Raw genomic sequence first — 16,924 nt, 5'->3', positions numbered from 1 at the left:
TTCTCGAATTTCTCGAGGCCTCAGAGGGGCTCCTGCCCCGCTCACACTGTGAAAGGTTCTTCATGCGTAAGAACGTTCTGCCAAAGCTGATTCCTGCACTCGCACTCACCTGTGCTGCTGCGGTTTCTCTCACCGGATGCACCGCAGAAACGGAGGCGGCCGCAGACCCGAACGCCCCCATCACCGTCGCGATGCTTCCCGCTGGTGACGACCCCACCGCGGTGAACCCGACCGAGGTGTTCGCGGAGATGCTCGCGAAGGAGACCGGCCGTGAGGTCGAGGTCACCGATGTGCCTGATTACCTCAGCGTGGTGGAAGCGATCCGCTCAGATCACATCGATATCGGCATCATGAGTGGCTTCCCCTCGGCGCTAGCGGTCGGCACTGGCAAGGTCGATGCGCTTGTCGCGTTCAACGGCGACGACCAGCCCGTCTCGACGTGCGTCGTACTCAATGATTCGCCGATTCAGAAGATTGAAGACTTCAAGGGGAAGAAGATCGCGTTTGCCGATCAGGCTTCGAGCTCGGGGTACTTCATGCCGGTGTACATGCTGCACGAGGTTGGCCTTGAACAGGGCGTTGACTACGACGCGGTCTTCTCGGGCGGCCACGAGGGCAGCTTCGCTGCGCTCGAGCAGGGGCAGGTTGACGCGGCTTGCACCGCAAATGTGCTCACCCAGATGGGCGAACCGATGTTCCCCTTCAAAGCGGGTGAGTGGCGCGGTATCGGGCAGAGCCCGGCAGCCGGCATTGCTGGCACGATCCTCGGCCGCCAGAGCCTCGACGAAGCAACGCGCACGCAGATTCAGGATGCGGTGAGCAAGATCTTCGTTGCAGAGAACGCTGAACAGCTCGGTGCATACGCGATGTTTGCATCGGCCGGTCTGCAGGTTGATCCGAAGAAGAGCGAGTTTGAGCAGTTCTCTGAGATTGCCGCGGTCGCTGGCGTTGAACTCGGTGATCTCGAGTGACGCTCAAGATCACCACCCCGTCATCCGTGACCTCAGCGGTCCCGAGCACCGCAGCACTGCTGCAGCAGCTCCCACTTGTCTCCGTGAGTGGCCTCCACGTCTCGTATGGTGATCACCGCGTGCTGCACGGCGTCGATCTCTCGCTGCATCCCGGTGAAATGGTCGCGCTGCTGGGTTCCTCGGGATCCGGAAAATCCACGCTCATGAAGACCCTCACCGGGTTCGCACCCATCGAGAGCGGATCGGCCCGCGTGGCTGGCTACGACGTTGCGAATCTGCGACGCGGCCAGCTGCGATCCCTGCGGTCTGAGGTGGGTCAGGTCTTCCAGCAGTTCAACCTCATTCCGCGGTTGAGCGTACTGACGAACGTGCTCACCGGTGCGCTCCACGACGCTGGACCGGTGAACCTGCTCGGGAGCTTCTCTCGGGAGCAGCGCACTCGCGCACTCGAGCTCCTTGATCGCGTGGGTATCGCGCACAAGGCGAATGATCCAGCGAGATCCCTCTCTGGCGGGCAGCAGCAGCGCGTTGCTATCGCACGGGCGCTCATGCAGCAGCCGCGCGTGATTCTTGCTGATGAGCCTGTCGCATCGCTCGATCCGAAGCTCTCCCACTCAGTGCTGGAACTGCTCCGTGAAATCGCGCACGAGGACGGCATCCCGGTGCTGGTGAGCCTGCACGTGCTGCCCCTCGCGCTTGCGCACGCAGACCGTATCGTCGGCCTGCGGCACGGCGAGATTGTGGTGTCTGGCGCTGCTGCGTCACTCACCCCTGACCTGCTGAGCGTGATTTACGACGATGAGGATGCAGATGAAAACCACTGAGTCGCCGCGTCAACAGGCAGCCAGAAAACAAGAGCTTGACCCGCGGGAGCGGGTTCGGCTCGAAGCAGCGTTCACCGTTCCGCGCGCGAGGTTCATGCTCGGTATTCCCGTCGCGCTGATCGTGCTTGTCTGGTCCTTTAACGGTGCGCAGTTCAACTTCTTGAAGCTGGGCGAAGGCGCCGTCAACATGGGGGAGTTTCTCTCCCGACTGTTCCCGCCTGACTTCAGCAAGATCGACACGATCCTCCGGCTGCTCCTTGAGACCTTCCAAATGGCGGTCGTCGGAACTGTACTCGGCGCCGGGCTTGCGCTGCTGGTGGCGTTCTGCGCCGCATCCAACATTGCTCCCAAGTGGTTGTACTTCCCCTCTCGCTGGATCATGAACATCATCAGGTCGGTTCCCGACCTCGTGTTCGCGCTCATGTTTGTGTCGGCGGTGGGACTCGGCCCGTTCGCTGGCATCCTCGCGATGACGCTCGGTTCAATTGGCTCGATCGGCAAGATCTTTGCGGAGGCGATGGAGCAGGTCGACCCTGGCCCCGTCACCGCAATGGAAGCCGTTGGTGCGTCGAAGCGTCAGATCATCCAATACGGCATCCTGCCGCAGGCCGCACCGCTCCTCACCTCGTACACGCTCTTGCTCTTCGAAGGCAACGTGCGCGGGGCAACGATCCTCGGCCTCGTGGGCGCTGGCGGCATCGGCCTCGAACTCACCACCGCGCTCCGGATGTATGACTACGGACATCTCAGCGCCATCATCATCTGCATTGTCCTGTTGGTTACCGCGATCGACCAGGGCTCCGCATACATCAGAAAGAAGATCACATGAGCCTCTCTACGCTTGAAGACACGATCCCCGCAGCAGACACTGACACCGCACGCATCGTGCTCACGGCGCCGGTCAACCTGCGTGATCTCGGCGGCATTACGATTGCGAACCCGGCCGGTACTGGCGTGCTGGCCCAGGGCCTTGCGATCCGCGCCGATGATCTGTCGCTCGTGACCGCAGAGGTCGCAGACTCGCTGGTCGCTCAGGGACTCTCGGCAGTGATTGATCTTCGCTCACATGCCGAAGCAGAGATGACCGGCCGCGGTCCGCTCGCGGCTCGCCCCGTGAGCTACCATCACCTCCCGCTCATGGCCGACATCGGAAGCTCAATGCAGCGAGATACACCGCTCACGCATCACGCCATGGGGGAGATGTATATCGGCATGTACGAGTCAGCGGCAGCACAGCTCGTCACTGCACTCAACATCATTGCGTACACCCAGGGAACGGCAGCGTTCCACTGCACAGCTGGCCGCGATCGCACCGGTGTGCTCGCCGCTTCGCTCCTGATGAGCCTGGGCGCGAACGATGCCGATATCGTGACGGACTACGCCAAGACCGGCGAAAACATGCCTGCGATCATGGCGCGAACCGCTGGAGTCATGGCGCCGCTCATGAAGCGTCTCGGCTTCGACCACTCGCAAATGCGAGCGGGATCGCTCATTGAGGGCGGCATGGAAGTCTCGATGGAACGGCTCCTCAGCTACCTGCGCGGCACTTACGGCGATCCGCTTGCGCCGCTGCGGAGCGCAGGGCTCTCGGACACGACAATCCTGCGGCTCCAGGAACGCGCGGCAACCGGGCGCGGATCATCACAGGACCGTGCGTGACCCTCACCACGACAGGTGACGTGGGCGTCCGGACTGAGCAGCGAGCTCGGCCCGGGCGCCCACGCGTGCATGCGCTCGAAGAACGCGCGCTCGCCGCCGCGGTGTCGCTCATCGACTCCGGGGAAGAGGTGACGGTCACGCGAGTCGTTGATCTCAGCGGCGTGAGTCGTGCGGCACTCTACCGGCGCTGGCCGTCGATCACCTCGCTCATCGCGGCAGCGCTTGATGTGGGACATCCGAGCTACCCCGAGGTCTCGGACGATGCTGACCTTCGAGCGGTGATTACGCAGGGGTTCCTGCCGAGTACCCGAGCGCCAGGCGTCGTGATGACGCGGTTCCAACACCGTATGCGCTTGATCCTTGTCGATCCATCGCTGCAGCGCACCTACTGGGAATCGCACGTTGCGCGACGGCGACGCCCCCTCGAAGAAGCGCTCCGGCGCGGGGTTGCGACTGGTCAGCTCCGGCCGGGACTCGACGTCGAGGCAACACTCGATGCGGTGGCAGGTGTGGTGTACTACCAACTCATCGTGCGCGGCGACGACATCACCAGCCCTGAGACTCGACAGCGGTTGGAGACCGCCTTCGACATCATTTGGGCTGGCATCGCGATGCGCGACTAGGCCGAGAGCGGCTTACTCTCAGTCTCGCCGACGATGCGACCGTCGGTGGTCTCGCGGCCGGTCTTCTTCCATGAGGTGTTGCCTCGCAGGTGTCGGAACAGTGCAACGGTAATCACCGGGAAGATGATCCACGAGTAAAGGGTGTACGGGATCACCAGGATGATGTTCGGGAGGATCCAGTACCACTTCTTCGATTGCGAGATCTGCACGATGAGGCCGGGGCCAAAGCCGAGGCCAAGGAAGAACACCAGAATCCACACGGAATGGGAGGCGAACGACGCGCTCGTGAAGATCGCCAAGATGATGCTGAGTACGAAGCCGAGGCCATTGATGAGCTGCAGAAGCGGCAACAGCAGGTAGTACGACGCATCAAGCTTGCCGAGGAACGACGTGTTCATCTTGCCGACGCCCTTGATCAGCGGGATGCACTGCCAGGCGCCCTGCGCCCAGCGCACGCGCTGTTTGTAGAGCTTGGGCAGGGAGTTGAGGCCCTGCTGCGAGATGACCGCGCGGCTTTCCTGCTCGCCGCGCCAGCCTGCCTGCAGGAGGCGGACACCGAGGTCTTGGTCCTCTGTGAGACGGTGGCGCCAGGGCCCTTCTTCATCGGCGACTGTCGTGAGCGCCGAGAGGCGGTTGAACTGGCCGTTGCCGCCCATGTTCGCGGTTCCCCACCAGGTGCGACCGATCTGGAAGACGCGACCGAACGACGCGAACTCCACGTCTTGCGCCCAGGTGAGCGGTGAGCTCTGATTGTAAATATGTACGAGCGACTGCACGCCACCCGTCTGCAGGTTGTGGAAGTGCGGAGCAACGTGCACGGGTGCGTGGTACGCGAGGCGGCCGTCGGCATCAACGATGCAGAGAATGGTGTTGTCTTCGGACCACTGCTCCATACCTGGCTGATGCAGCGCATCGTTCACGAGGTACTGGTACGCGTTGTTCAGTGCGGCAGCTTTGCCCGTGCGGGCATGCGGCAGCTCGCGCCGCAATACGTGTAGGCGCGGATCATCAAAGGTCGCCAGAATTTCGCCAGTGCGATCGTCAGAGCCGTCGTCAACCACGAGGACCATCGCATTGGTAGCGGCGGTGCCCTGGAGCCGTGTCACGGCATCGCGGATCGTCACCTCTTCGTTCAGCGCAGGTACGACGAACACCCACAAGAAGTCTGCCTCAGACTTGCCCTCTGCCTTCGCGCGCTTGCGCATCCGGCGCTTGTTCGCGCGCGCACCGTAGGAGAGCGCCCACAGGCCAAACGCCGAAATGAACGTCGTAATGACGATGGCGAGCACGATCCAGTAGAAGACCTGCACCCACATCGGAAGGCCATAGAACGCCTCGAAGATGAACTCAAAGAAGAGGTTGTTCATACTGCGGCTGCCTCCACCTTGAGTCGGGGAGCGGGGTCTTCGTCATGACCGGAGACCTTGAGCACGGAGAGTCGATGGACACCTGAACCAAACGGCGCGGGGTCGACGTCATCGTAAATAATGTGGTCGGCCATCTGCACAATGCGCTCTGACGCCTTGCCATCGCCGTAGGGGTTCACGAGGTTCTGTCGACGCTCAAGCTCTGCCGAATCGGTGAGTAGGTAGTTCGCCTCTGCGATGATGCGTTCGGGATCGGTGCCAACGAGGGTGACGGTACCTGCGAGCACGCCTTCTTCACGCTCAGTGGATTCACGCAGCACGAGCACGGGGGTGCCGAGCGCTGGAGCCTCCTCTTGAATGCCACCGGAATCGCTAATCGCGAATGCCGCGTGAGCGAGAATCGACGCGAACTCTGCGTAGTCGAGAGGCGCTGTGAGAATGACATTCTCAATGCCGTCGAGATGACGGGTCAACGGGCCAGCAACAATGGGATTCGGGTGGCGCGCGACGACGAAATCGACATCGGGATGCTGGTGGGCGAGCGTTGCGATCGACTCAGCGATTCGCTCGATCGGTTCGCCCCAGTTCTCGCGACGGTGCGCGGTGACGACGACGTAGGGTCGCGTCGACTCGCCACGGCCGAGCACTGCGAGGCGGTCACTGGAGTATTCGACGTCGAGCTCGGTGGCAATCTTGAGCATGTCGATTGAGGTGTTACCTGTGACGAAGATTCGCTCGCCTGGAACGCCCTCGCGTGCGAGGTTGTTACGGTTCCACATTGTGGGTGCGAGGTGCAGCGCTGCGATGCGAGAAATGAGCTGACGATTGAGCTCTTCCGGGAACGGCGAAAGCACGTTCGAGGTGCGCAAACCGGCCTCAACGTGCACGACGGGGATGCGCAGGTGGAACGAGGAAAGCGCGGCAGCCGCGGCGCTCGAGGTGTCACCGTGCACGAAGCAGGCGATGGGGAGATTCTGGTCTTCGGGCGCAACAAACTCTGCCCGGACGTATGCGTCAAGCTCCGACACGATGTGGCTGAAGAGCGCATTGAGGTTGCCCGGCTCGGGATTCGGCGGGAACGTGACGTCAGGTTCGACGCCGCCAATGGCGAGTACTCGTCGGGTCATTTCAGCGTGCTGGCCGGTCGAGATGACGCGCACGTCGTAGTGACCTGCCTCCTGAAAAGCGAGGATCACAGGCAACATCTTGATTGCCTCGGGGCGGGTGCCCACGACGAAAAGACCGGTGCGCTTGCGCTTGGTGAACGCAGCAACTGAAGGGGCGATGGCTGAGGTGTGTGTCATGGAACACTCCCGGGATTTCGTGCCTTAATAGTTATCTTTAGTTTAGATGTCAAGCCTGAACGAAACGGTATGTAACGATATCGGCGACAGTCGTTGCTCTGTGGGGATTGGCCAATATATGCCATTGCTGAGCCAGTGAACTATTTATGTGTACTATCAGCCTCTTCTGCGTGTCGCGAGGTGAAGTGCCTGAAATAAGGTCTACCTTCCGCGCTCTAGTTTTTTGAGTCTGCTGTGGGTACATTGCTCATATGACGGCAGAGCAGCTCGACTACATTCCAGCAGGCACCGTGTTTACGCCGGAGGACCTGACCTTCTACGCGCGCCGTGAGGAACGCTCTCTCGAGGATGCAATCCGCGACGCAGATGTGCTGGTCTCCTGCCCGCACTCTGGTGCCCGCATCCCGGCAGAGGTTGCCCCGTTCCTTACCGCGAATCTCACGCAGCGATTGCAGTACGACTTCACTGACATGGCGACCAGCGCGATCTGTCGTCGCTGGGCAGAGATTGATGAGCGGATCATCTACGTCGAAAACCCGCATCCGCGATTGATTCGTGATCCCAACCGGGCGAAGCCGGAGGATCCCGGTGCGCAGTTGCGCGCTGCGATTGAGCGAGTGCGCGCGGCCGGAGCGTGGCAGAAGGTGGACCTCACGGGAGTGGACGCGATCCGTCCAGTGACGTTCTCCTTCTATCCCGTGATCGTGGTGCCAGAGACCGATGCTGAACTCGACCGCCTGGTTGCAGCCTTCACTGACGTCGCGGCCAACGGCCTCGAGGTGTACGAGCGTACGCGTGACGAGCTCACTGAGCGGATGCTCACTGAGAAGCTCACCACTGGCGGCAGCCTCACGAGGCTGTCATTCCACGACACGATGAACACGACGACGACCCGTGATGGCGCGGTGAACGTGCCGCGTGCTGAGGCGGATCGCCTGCCCAACGTGGTCTCGCTGTCGAACCGCGGTGATGCGCACGGCGAAGAGCGGACCCCGGAAGACCCGATTGTGATGGCACCAGACCGCATTCGTGCGCTCGCGGATGCGCACCGCGAGGCTTTCGACGTGGCTGACTTCTCGGATGTCGCGCTGAACAAGCCGTACCTCGGCAGCCAGGAGATCATCGCGGCTGGTGCCCGGTTCCGCGCGGCAGCCGCCGACGCAGACGCTGCAGGTCTGGTGCTGTCAGCGGTGCAGGCGGAGTTCCTGCGCGAGTTCCTGCTCGGCGACGAGGCAGTACGCGAGCTGCACCAACCTGGCGAACAGTGGATCATGGAGGACCCCGCACGCATTGAGCGGATCGCCCAAGCTTGCAAGCAGGCCTGGGACCTGTATCGCGGATCCGCGCCCCGCTAATCTCGCGAGAAACACTGGAGGCCGGTCAGCACATGCGAGCTGACCGGCCTCCAGTGTGTGATGGGTCGTTAGCCGCCCCAGATGACACCGAACAGCGCACCCACCGCGATGGTGAAGCCGGCGAGCACGAGGGTCGGGACGAAGAACGAGTGATCGACGAGCTTGGTGCCGAGCTTGGTGCTGCCCGAGGTGTCGAAGTTCGCTGCCGCGATCTGCGAGCCATTGGTTGGCAGTAGGTAGATGCCGGCGAAGGCGCCGGCCCACATGCCGCTGAGGAGGCCGAGTGGGATGCCCGCCGTGATGCCGATTGGCACCACGGTTCGCGTCGCGGTCGACTGGCTGGTGGTGAGCACACAGACGAGGAAGATGCCGAGGGCGAAGATCCAGGGTGCGCCGCTCACGAGATCGCCGACGCTGTCGGTGATGAGGGCGGTGTGCGCGCCGAGGAACGTGTCAGTCAGCCACGCGAGACCGAACAGTGCGATGGCCGAGACCATACCGGCCTTGAACACTGACATCGTGGGAATCTCGGCGACCTTGGGGCGAGAGACCAGCAGGATGATCGTGCCGGCCACGAACATGACAATCTCGATGATCGGGGTCATGCCGACGGCGACGCCCTCACCATCGAGTGGCCGGAGATCCTTGAACAGGCCGAAGACGACAATTGCGACAACGCCGAGCAGGAAGATGATCGCTGCCCACTTGCCCTCGCGGGTGGCGGTGACCTCTGCCTCAACGGCCTTCGAGACCGCAGTGGGCGCGGGGATCTTGCCGGCCGCGATGCGTGCCTGAATCTCGGGATCGTCTGCGATCTCCTTCCCAAGTCGTGCGACCACGAAGCTGGCGAGCACGATGCCGACAATCGCGGCGGGCAGGGTGACCTTGATGACGTCGAGGAGCTCGAAGCCCTTGACCTCGGTGAGTGTGATCATTGCGGCCATCGCTGCAGACACCGGGCTACACGCGAGCGCGACACCGGTCGCGACCACCGAGAGTGAGAGCGGGCGAGAGGGGCGGATCCCGTTGCGATAGGAGAGGTCCTGGATCACGGGGAGGAGCGGGTACAAGATGTTCGACGTACCAGCTCCGACGGAGAAGAGGAACGCCACGAGCGGTGCCACGAGGGTAATTTGCTTGGGGTTGCGCTCGATGAGTTTGGCGGCGATGGTGACCATCCAGTCGATGCCGCCTGCCGATTGCATCATCGATGATGCGAGGACAACGGACAGCACGATGAGGAGTGCGTCGACCGGGGGATTGCCGGGTGCGATTCCGAAGACGAACACGAGGATCGCGACGCCGGTGCCGCCCCAGAGGCCGAGGCCCACACCGCTCGATCTGGTGCCCATGACAATACAGCCGAGCACCACGATGAGCTGTGTGGAAAAGAGCAAGATATCAGTCATGCGAAGTTCTCCTTCGAACGGTCATGATCCCAAGAATAGGCAAGGCATAGTGAGTTGACTATTACTTCGAAGGAATAACCTCAAATCGTGATCAACGACGCGGCGGCAGCAGCCCAAAGACTGCGGCTCGCACCGGAATAGCAGCGCGGGGTGTGCGCGACAACCAGTGTCACCCACACCCCGCGCGGAGCTGGAACAGTCGCTAGCTGCGAATCACCGGAATCAGGCCGGTTCGGCTGCTCGGGTTCGCCTTCCACAGGAACGCGTAAATGCCAGCCGAAGAGACCGCCGTGAGAATCGGGCCCCAGGTCGAACCGAGCGCCGCGTAATCGGGTGCGAAGGTGCCGAGCTGCAGCATGAGCAGGCCGATCGCGGTGCCAATCGCCCAAGCGATGAGGCCGTTGCCGTTGAACGCCCGGTATTTCTTGTCATCAATCGACGCGTGCTCGGGGTTGCGGCCACGATCAAGCAGCACGTGGACGAGTGCGATCGCAACCCACGCGGTGACCAGCACGCCCTGCCACGCCAGCGCGAGCAGCAGGTACTGCACGATCGGCAAGAGCATCAGCAGGTAGATGATGACCGACGAGGTGATCACCCACGCAACGTTCGACATCTTGATGCGCAGCACGCGCTCGCCGAAGGCGCGCAGGTTTGCGGCACCGAGGTAGTAGTTTGCGGTGTTGATGCGGGTCTGAGACGCGATGATCACGATGAGACCGAAGACGCCCATCAGGCTGACGAGGCCGCCAGCGAGACCCGTCTCAGAGACCTCAAGGTCGGGAATGGTGAAGGTGAGGAAGATGCCGATGAACGCCGAGAAGCCGAAAGCGAGCACGTAGAAGAGCGGGCCGAACGTGAAGCGCTGGTGGAACTTGATGTCCTTGCGCTTGCCGAGGGCAGCGAAGTCCATGGTGAACATCATCATGATCCACACGCCCATGTAGCCTGCGAACGTGGCAAGCCAGCCCGGGCCGCCCATCACGAATGGCAGCTCGACCTCGGGAGCGTGGGTGAGCCACGCGTCACCAAACCCGTAGACAATGCCGGCCCAGACGACCGCAGCGATGAGGCCGAAGAAGTAGATCGGCATGAGCCAGCCGTTGAGCTTGTCGATGAAGCGGCGTGCGCCACCGATGATGAGCGGCGTGGAGTACGCGACGACAACGAGGCTCCACACCCACATCTCGCCACCGAACGCTGCCATGAGTGCGTACGCCACAATCGAGCCCTCGAAGACGGCGTAGTAGATGGCGACGAGCGCGAAGATGATCGTGGCGATGGAGGAGCCAGCGGTGCCGAGAATCGTGCGTGAGAACTGGGCAACGGTCGTGCGGTTCGTCATCGCGTACCGCGACAGCACCGCATTGATTGCGCCATAGACGATGATCGTGAGCACGATGCCGATGATCGCGTTCATGGTGCCGTATGCAGACGCCATTGCAGCGCCGATATAGACGAAGAAGAACGCGCTTGCGACGCCGTACCATGCGAGCGAGAGTGACCCGCGCGACATCTGGTCGTCGTCGTTGCCCTCGCGGGCGAGTGCGTCAGTTGCTTCGACGTCTTGGTTACTGCCGGTGAGATTGAGAGTCATGCGTCATACCTCCATTGGTATGGCCAGTGCCGCTCACCGCGCGCATCATTGCGCACGTGAAAAGCGAGCAGCAAAGAAATGGGGCGCAGCTCACGCTGCGGGCCTGAAACTCAGCGCGACGTCGTTGTCGCGTTTCAGGTGTCGGCACATGCTTGCCTGGCAGGCGCGTGCCGGAGCGCCCGGGGCATTGGTCGCGAACCGAAGTTCGTCAGTCAATGCCCCGGGCGGGATGGGGCTGGGCGAACGTTAGTTCGTCCAGTGATCCGCTGATCGGCGGATCATCTGCTCGCGGTGCTGCTGGGTGGTCTCGGCGAAGAGCTCACCGGTTCCCCAATCGAGGATGACGCCGTAGCGGCGAATCACATCGAGCATTTCGAGCTTGCCTGAGCGGTACTGATCGGCGATATCGGCGGCATCGGCCTCGAGCCATGCGCGGCGGTTTTCGCGGATCCACGCCCGCTTTGCGAGGGTCGCATCGCGGTCGATCTCGTACTGATCAATATCGGCGTCAACGGGGATGATGACGACGCCGTAGTCCTCTGCTGCGCGACCGACCGACACGTAGTCGTCGATGACGTCTTCGAGCACCTCTTCTGGCGTGCGAGCGAGCGGATCGCCAAACCCACCACCACCGGCAGACGGGCGGAAGAAGGTGTCACCTGGCTTGACCGGGACCGACGAGAAGATTGAGCCGAGGAAGCTCTCATCCTCGGTGTCCTTGTTCAGCCAGACGCCGTGTGGAATCGAGGGCAGGCCACCCTCGATGCCCCAGGTGATCGAGCGAGCGCGGTCACAGCAGTAGCTCATGACGGTCGTGTCTGCGTCGGTGAGCGTGCCGCCCTTTTCGACGCCACAGCCGCCGCGGAAGCGACCTGGGCCACCCGAGTCGGTGCCGATCTGGTGCATTGTCGTGAGTACTGGGGTCAGGCGCTCCTGGCCCTCACACGCCTGCACGGCGAGGCCGACACCAAAGACGGGAGCGGTTGCGCTCGAGCCATCCTTGGTTGCGCGGCCGCCCCAGCCGCCAGCCATCCAGTCGTACCACATGAAGTACGGCTTCTCTTCGGTGCGCGCATCGCGGCCGCCAACGAGCAGGTACTCGAGGTTGAACGCACACGCCATCGCGCGTTCTGGCATGATCTGCGACCACAGCTCGAAGATGCCGTTCATGATCTTCTCGTACGGGCCCGAGACGGTACCGGTGACCGCGAGCGGCCAGCCAGCGTTGATGACGGTGCCCTCGGGGCCGATGTCTGCGGTAACCGCAGCGTAGAAGCCAGAGTTCAGCGGTACATCGGGGAAGAACGTCTTCGTGCCGGCGTAGATCGCGGAGAAGGTCGTGCCGTAGCCCGAGTTCAGGAAGGCCTTGATTGCTGGGCCGCCCTCAAGCGCGTAGTGGATGCCCTCGCCATCGAGCGTCATAGTGATGTCGATGGGAACCAGACGCTCCGACTCACCCGGATCAAGGTCAAGGTAATCGGTGGTCTTCCAGGTGCCGCGGGGGAGATCCTCGAGGCGGCGGAGCACGGTGCGCTCGACGTAGTCCTGCGTCTCCTGCATCGCTGCTTCGACGGTTTCGGTGCCGTAGCGCTCGACGAGGCGAAGAATCTCGCGCTCACAGACCGCGGTCGCCTCCGACTGCGCGTGCAAATCGCCCATCGCCTGTTCTGGTGCGCGGGTGTTGCCCACGAGCAGGTTGGCGATGTCGTGCAGGTAGACACCCTTCGACCAGATGCGCACGGGAGTAATGCGCAGGCCCTCACCGAAGTGCTCGGTTGCGGCAACGTTGAACGAGCCGGGAACTGGGCCGCCAATGTCTGCCCAGTGGCCCTTGTTCTGCGCGAAGGCGATGATGCGCCCGTCAGAGAACACCGGGCGAATGAACGACACATCGTTGATGTGGGTGCCGCCGCGGTAGGGATCGTTGACAGCGAAGACGTCACCGGGGTGAATGTCGTCGCCGAACTCTTCAATCACGGCCTTGCACTGGAAGTGCAGGGTGCCAACGTGCACCGCGATATCGCCTGAACCCTGCATGACGGTGTTGCCCTGCGCATCGCAGAGCGCCGACGAGAAGTCACGCGAGTAGATGACGAATGAGTAGCAGGTGCGAAGAATCTGCTCGCTCATGAGGTCAACACTCGTGGCGAATGCGTTCTTCAGGACCTCAAAGGTGACGGGATCGAGTGCTCCTGCAGGAGCCACGGCGTGCGGCGCCGGTGCCGCGAGCGTGTCAAATGGGGTAGTCATCGGGTGACCTCCTCAAGGTGAATGCGAATGTTGAGCCACTCGTCGATCTCTGCGCGAGTGAACGGGGGGACGACCGTGGTCGAGTCGAGCTGGTTGATGATCGCGGGGCCAGCGAACTGGGTGCCTGCGGGCAGTTCGTCGCGGTCGTAGACGGGGGTGTCGACCCAGCCGGTGGTGCCGAAGTAGACGGGGCGACGCTCTGCGGGAGCGCCTGGCGCCTGGGCGACGGGTTCTGCGGGACGGAACGACGGCTTCGGGATCTTGCCGACGGCTGCGAGGTGCAGCTGGTAGACCTCGACGGGAGCGTCGTCCTGACGGAACGCGAACTCGCGCTCGTACTGCTCGTGGAACGTGCGAACTGCCTGCTCAAGCGCGCCGGGGCCGGTGCCCATCGGAACCTGCAACGAACGCCACTGGCCGAGGTAGCGCATTGAAATCTTGCGCTGCAGCATCGCGTTCTCATCGGAGACGCCTTCGTGACGCAGGCGGGTGCTTGCTTCGGTCTCGAGCTCGACGAACGCCTGCTCGATGCTCTCTTCGTCAGCCGCCGATGCGAGGCCGGTGAACATCTGCGCGAGGTCGTGCTGAATGTCGACGAGGAGGCAGCCCATTGCCGAGGTCACGCCGGGGTTCGGCGGTACGACGACCGAGGGAATGCCGAGCTCACGTGCCACGTCTGCGCCGTGCAGTGCGCCTGCGCCGCCAAATGCGAGCAGTGCGAAGTCGCGCGGATCGTACCCACGACGAATCGAGACGAGACGAACGGCGTCAGCCATGTTTGCGTTGGCGACCGAGACGATGGCCTGCGCAGCTTCCTCGAGACCCATCTCGAGGGGCTCTGCGATGACGCGACGGATCGCGTCCTCTGAGAGGCTCTTGTCGAGCTGCTTCACGCCGCCAGCGAGCGAGGTGCCGAGACGACCGAGCACAACGTTGGCATCGGTGTTGGTGGGCTGATCGCCGCCGGTGTTGTAACACGCGGGTCCGGGGTCAGCGCCAGCCGACTGAGGGCCGTTGCGGAGCGAGCCAGCAATGTCGGTGTAGGCGAGCGAGCCACCGCCAGCGCCGATGGTGAGTACCTCGATGGAGGGGAAGATGATGGGATGGCCGTACTCGACCTGCCACTCCTGCGAGACGCGCAGCTCGCCGTCAGCGACGAGCGCGATGTCGGTCGAGGTGCCGCCCATGTCAAGGCTGACCGCGTTGTCGTAGCCGCACTGCTGCGCGATGTGCTTTGCCGAGATCGCGCCGGCAGCGATGCCAGATGCCGCGAGCCGGACGGGGAACTTCTCAACGAGGCGGGGAGTCATTGATCCGCCACCCGAGTGGAGTAGGAGCAGATCGCCCTTGTAGCCGCCGTCACGCAGCTGGTCAGCGAGGCGGTTCACATAGCCCGAAACGAGCGGGGCAAGCACGGCGTTAGCGACGGCGGTGTTGAAGCGCGGGTACTCGAAGATCTCGGGGAGCACCTCAGCCGAGGTGGTGATGGTGGCGTCGGGAATGACCTCTTGGAGAATCTCCCGCATGCGGAACTCGTGCGCGGGGTTCGCGTAGGAATTCAAGAAGCAGACAGCGATGGTTTTGACCTCGCGGCGCTTGAGCAGCTCGGCAAGGTTGCGAGCCTCTGCCTCGTTGAGCTCGTGCACGGTGTTGCCGTCGGCATCAATGCGCTCGGTGACTTCGAAGCGATCGCGGCGGCGGATGTAGGGGTCCGACACATCGTTGTACGCGTCCCACAGGTCGTCCTTGGTGCCGTCACGAATCTCGAGCACATCGCGGAAGCCGCGAGTGGTCACGAGTGCCGCCGAGGGGAAGTTGCGGGTGATCAGTGCGTTCGTAGCGACCGTGGTGCCGTGCGTGAAGAGTTCAACCTTGTCGAGGTCGATCTCACCGCGCTTCACACCGTTCATCACGGCGATCATGGGATCGCTCGGGGTGGATGGCACCTTGGTGACGCGCATCTGGTGCGTCTCCTGGTCGAAGATGCAGACGTCGGTGAACGTACCGCCTACGTCTACCGCGACTCGAATATTGCTCATGGGTCCTCCTGAAATTCGTCATTGAGTTCGGGATGCATCCCAGAATCGACGGTTTTTGGCCGCTGGTCACTAGAGAAAACTAAGCTTTCGAACAATCTGATTGTAGTATTTACAGAAATCTCATGAATCTATGAGTTACGTATTTCGGTGCTTTGTATCGATCGCGAACTGGCATTGGATTCTGGTCGACTTTCACCGTTGAAAGGCCAACACGGAATGAACGACACCGACGTCGCCGAAGCCGAGCGACTGCGCACGACGCTCGAAATTACCCACTCGTTGCTCTCAGCGGTTTCCTCGACTGATCCGGTGCGTGCGCTCGTCTCGCGCATTGCGACCCTGTGTCGCGGTGCCGCGGCGGTGTACGACGCCGACGGAACAGTGGTTGCCAACACGGGAGAAGCGCCGGCCAATCTCATTTGGCAACAGGTGGTTGACGTGTCACAACCCAACCTGGCCTTTGAAGTCGGTCGTTGGCACGTGCAAACCCGCAGAGTTGCGATGCAAGACGGCGTGCACGTCATTGCCATTTCGAGCCGCGGCCCTGGCATTCTCGAGCACAACGGTGACCTGTTGCTCGACACTGCAGAGCGTCTTCTCGGTGCCGTGCACGGCATCCAGTACGGTGCGACGCAGCGCGATCGACGCGAGAACGAGCAACTGCTCGCTGCCTTGCACGACGGCATGCTGCCGGCTCGGGAGCATCGGTTCTGGAGCCGCCTCACGAGCTTCAGTTTTTCGGCGTATGCGCCGATCCGCGCCATCGAACTGTCGCCGCGCGAGGTGACTGCCGCGACCGGTACTCACCTCGATGAACTCATCTCTGCAGCCCGCGCGGCGCACCTGCCACTGCTCGTCATGCTGCGGCGACCCGACACGAGTCTGCCTGCCCGAGTGTCAGCGGTTGTGCCCGACTCAGAAAGCGCCCAGCGCTGGTTGCGTGACCTGTCGGTGAACTATCTCATTGGCGCTTCGGCGCCAACCTCGGCGCTCTCCGAGCTCCCTGGTTGCGTGCGGGCGTCGGAGACCGCCCTCGATATCGCGCGCGGTCGTGCCGAAGCCACGGGCTTGAGTGCACCCCTCGCGCCAGTGCTGATCGATCAGATTGACCTCTCCACCTGGGCACTCGCATACGTGCCACCGAGAGAGCTGTTCAAACGCATTGAACGGACGCTCGCCCCACTCGAATCTGCGCAACTGCGTTCGACGCTTGTGACGTTCCTCGCGAGCGATCAGAGCATCGCGCGCACGGCAGAGACACTCTTCCTCCACGCGAACACCGTGCGGTACCGACTGGCGCGGATCGAAGAGACGCTCGGTGAGAGCATCTCCTCACCCTTTGTGCTGTCGAACCTCATTCTCGCGCTGTATCCGGCGATCATTGGCCGCAGATCCGAGCTCCAAGAAGAAGCCAGAGATCGCGGATAGCCAAGCGACCTCACAGAAACGGGGGTGGGGGGGGCGCGCGTGGGCCCCCCCCCCCCCGGGTGGGTCGTTCGATTGACGCTTGCGGCGCCGCCCCCCAA

13 protein-coding genes are annotated in these 16,924 nt (G+C 62.6%); 7 read left to right on the top strand and 6 right to left on the bottom strand.

What is annotated here, in order from left to right:
- Positions 1-62: 62 nt before the first annotated feature.
- The 5 genes from phnD to ICM05_RS02695 are packed head-to-tail and all read left to right on the top strand — an operon-like array spanning position 63 to position 4,077.
- Complete coding sequence (phnD, locus tag ICM05_RS02715; RefSeq protein ID WP_188023048.1) at positions 63-971, top strand: phosphate/phosphite/phosphonate ABC transporter substrate-binding protein; 909 nt, start codon at positions 63-65, stop codon at positions 969-971.
- A complete protein-coding gene (gene phnC, locus ICM05_RS02710; RefSeq protein ID WP_353055799.1) occupies positions 968-1,795 on the top strand; it encodes a phosphonate ABC transporter ATP-binding protein in 828 nt (275 codons plus the stop codon). The genes phnD and phnC overlap by 4 nt, the downstream gene beginning before the upstream one ends.
- Positions 1,782-2,624, top strand: a complete 843-nt coding sequence (gene phnE, locus ICM05_RS02705) for a phosphonate ABC transporter, permease protein PhnE (protein WP_215401728.1) — start codon at positions 1,782-1,784, stop codon at positions 2,622-2,624. Before phnC ends, phnE begins: the two co-directional genes overlap by 14 nt.
- Positions 2,621-3,454, top strand: a complete 834-nt coding sequence (locus tag ICM05_RS02700) for a tyrosine-protein phosphatase (protein WP_188023046.1) — start codon at positions 2,621-2,623, stop codon at positions 3,452-3,454. Before phnE ends, ICM05_RS02700 begins: the two co-directional genes overlap by 4 nt.
- Positions 3,451-4,077, top strand: coding sequence for a TetR/AcrR family transcriptional regulator (locus tag ICM05_RS02695; protein WP_353055798.1), 627 nt, complete (start codon positions 3,451-3,453; stop codon positions 4,075-4,077). The genes ICM05_RS02700 and ICM05_RS02695 overlap by 4 nt, the downstream gene beginning before the upstream one ends.
- Here the strand turns inward: ICM05_RS02695 and ICM05_RS02690 are convergent.
- Both ICM05_RS02690 and wecB read right to left on the bottom strand, forming a co-directional pair.
- On the bottom strand, positions 4,074-5,444 hold the full coding sequence (locus tag ICM05_RS02690) for a glycosyltransferase family 2 protein (protein ID WP_188023045.1): 1,371 nt from the start codon (positions 5,442-5,444) through the stop codon (positions 4,074-4,076). The two genes, ICM05_RS02695 and ICM05_RS02690, sit on opposite strands and share 4 nt — an antisense overlap.
- A complete protein-coding gene (gene wecB / locus ICM05_RS02685; RefSeq protein ID WP_188023044.1) occupies positions 5,441-6,748 on the bottom strand; it encodes a non-hydrolyzing UDP-N-acetylglucosamine 2-epimerase in 1,308 nt (435 codons plus the stop codon). The genes ICM05_RS02690 and wecB overlap by 4 nt, the downstream gene beginning before the upstream one ends.
- Before the next feature lie 251 nt (positions 6,749-6,999).
- Here wecB and ICM05_RS02680 point away from each other — a divergent pair, with 251 nt between their 5' ends.
- Positions 7,000-8,103: an N-formylglutamate amidohydrolase gene (locus ICM05_RS02680; protein ID WP_188023043.1), complete on the top strand. Its 1,104-nt coding sequence runs from the start codon at positions 7,000-7,002 to the stop codon at positions 8,101-8,103.
- A gap of 68 nt (positions 8,104-8,171) precedes the next feature.
- Here ICM05_RS02680 and ICM05_RS02675 read toward each other — a convergent pair whose 3' ends face one another.
- From ICM05_RS02675 to ICM05_RS02660, 4 genes are all read right to left on the bottom strand, one after another.
- Positions 8,172-9,512, bottom strand: coding sequence for an anaerobic C4-dicarboxylate transporter family protein (locus ICM05_RS02675; RefSeq protein WP_188023042.1), 1,341 nt, complete (start codon positions 9,510-9,512; stop codon positions 8,172-8,174).
- A gap of 202 nt (positions 9,513-9,714) precedes the next feature.
- A complete protein-coding gene (locus ICM05_RS02670; RefSeq protein ID WP_188023041.1) occupies positions 9,715-11,109 on the bottom strand; it encodes a cytosine permease in 1,395 nt (464 codons plus the stop codon).
- Positions 11,110-11,355: 246 nt separating this feature from the next.
- Positions 11,356-13,359, bottom strand: a complete 2,004-nt coding sequence (locus tag ICM05_RS02665) for a hydantoinase B/oxoprolinase family protein (protein ID WP_223160297.1) — start codon at positions 13,357-13,359, stop codon at positions 11,356-11,358.
- Positions 13,356-15,398 (bottom strand): hydantoinase/oxoprolinase family protein, encoded by a 2,043-nt coding sequence (locus tag ICM05_RS02660; protein WP_188023040.1) that lies wholly within the window; start codon positions 15,396-15,398, stop codon positions 13,356-13,358. Before ICM05_RS02660 ends, ICM05_RS02665 begins: the two co-directional genes overlap by 4 nt.
- Positions 15,399-15,614: 216 nt before the next feature.
- Here ICM05_RS02660 and ICM05_RS02655 point away from each other — a divergent pair, with 216 nt between their 5' ends.
- Positions 15,615-16,826, top strand: a complete 1,212-nt coding sequence (locus ICM05_RS02655; RefSeq protein WP_223160296.1) for a CdaR family transcriptional regulator — start codon at positions 15,615-15,617, stop codon at positions 16,824-16,826.
- The last annotated feature ends 98 nt before the right edge of the window (positions 16,827-16,924 follow it).

The organism is Leucobacter sp. cx-42 (assembly GCF_014529985.1).
GTDB lineage: Bacteria > Actinomycetota > Actinomycetes > Actinomycetales > Microbacteriaceae > Leucobacter.
This window is presented reverse-complemented; position numbering and strand designations above follow the sequence as displayed.

Excerpts from the sequence above, each read along its gene's own strand:
- phnD (WP_188023048.1), top strand. The coding sequence starts at position 63 with ATGCGTAAGAACGTTCTGCCAAAGCTGATTCCTGCACTCGCACTCACC.
- phnE (WP_215401728.1), top strand. The coding sequence starts at position 1,782 with ATGAAAACCACTGAGTCGCCGCGTCAACAGGCAGCCAGAAAACAAGAG.
- ICM05_RS02700 (WP_188023046.1), top strand. The coding sequence starts at position 2,621 with ATGAGCCTCTCTACGCTTGAAGACACGATCCCCGCAGCAGACACTGAC.
- ICM05_RS02690 (WP_188023045.1), bottom strand. The coding sequence starts at position 5,444 with ATGAACAACCTCTTCTTTGAGTTCATCTTCGAGGCGTTCTATGGCCTT.
- wecB (WP_188023044.1), bottom strand. The coding sequence starts at position 6,748 with ATGACACACACCTCAGCCATCGCCCCTTCAGTTGCTGCGTTCACCAAG.
- ICM05_RS02680 (WP_188023043.1), top strand. The coding sequence starts at position 7,000 with ATGACGGCAGAGCAGCTCGACTACATTCCAGCAGGCACCGTGTTTACG.
- ICM05_RS02675 (WP_188023042.1), bottom strand. The coding sequence starts at position 9,512 with ATGACTGATATCTTGCTCTTTTCCACACAGCTCATCGTGGTGCTCGGC.
- ICM05_RS02670 (WP_188023041.1), bottom strand. The coding sequence starts at position 11,109 with ATGACTCTCAATCTCACCGGCAGTAACCAAGACGTCGAAGCAACTGAC.
- ICM05_RS02665 (WP_223160297.1), bottom strand. The coding sequence starts at position 13,359 with ATGACTACCCCATTTGACACGCTCGCGGCACCGGCGCCGCACGCCGTG.
- ICM05_RS02660 (WP_188023040.1), bottom strand. The coding sequence starts at position 15,398 with ATGAGCAATATTCGAGTCGCGGTAGACGTAGGCGGTACGTTCACCGAC.
- ICM05_RS02655 (WP_223160296.1), top strand. The coding sequence starts at position 15,615 with ATGAACGACACCGACGTCGCCGAAGCCGAGCGACTGCGCACGACGCTC.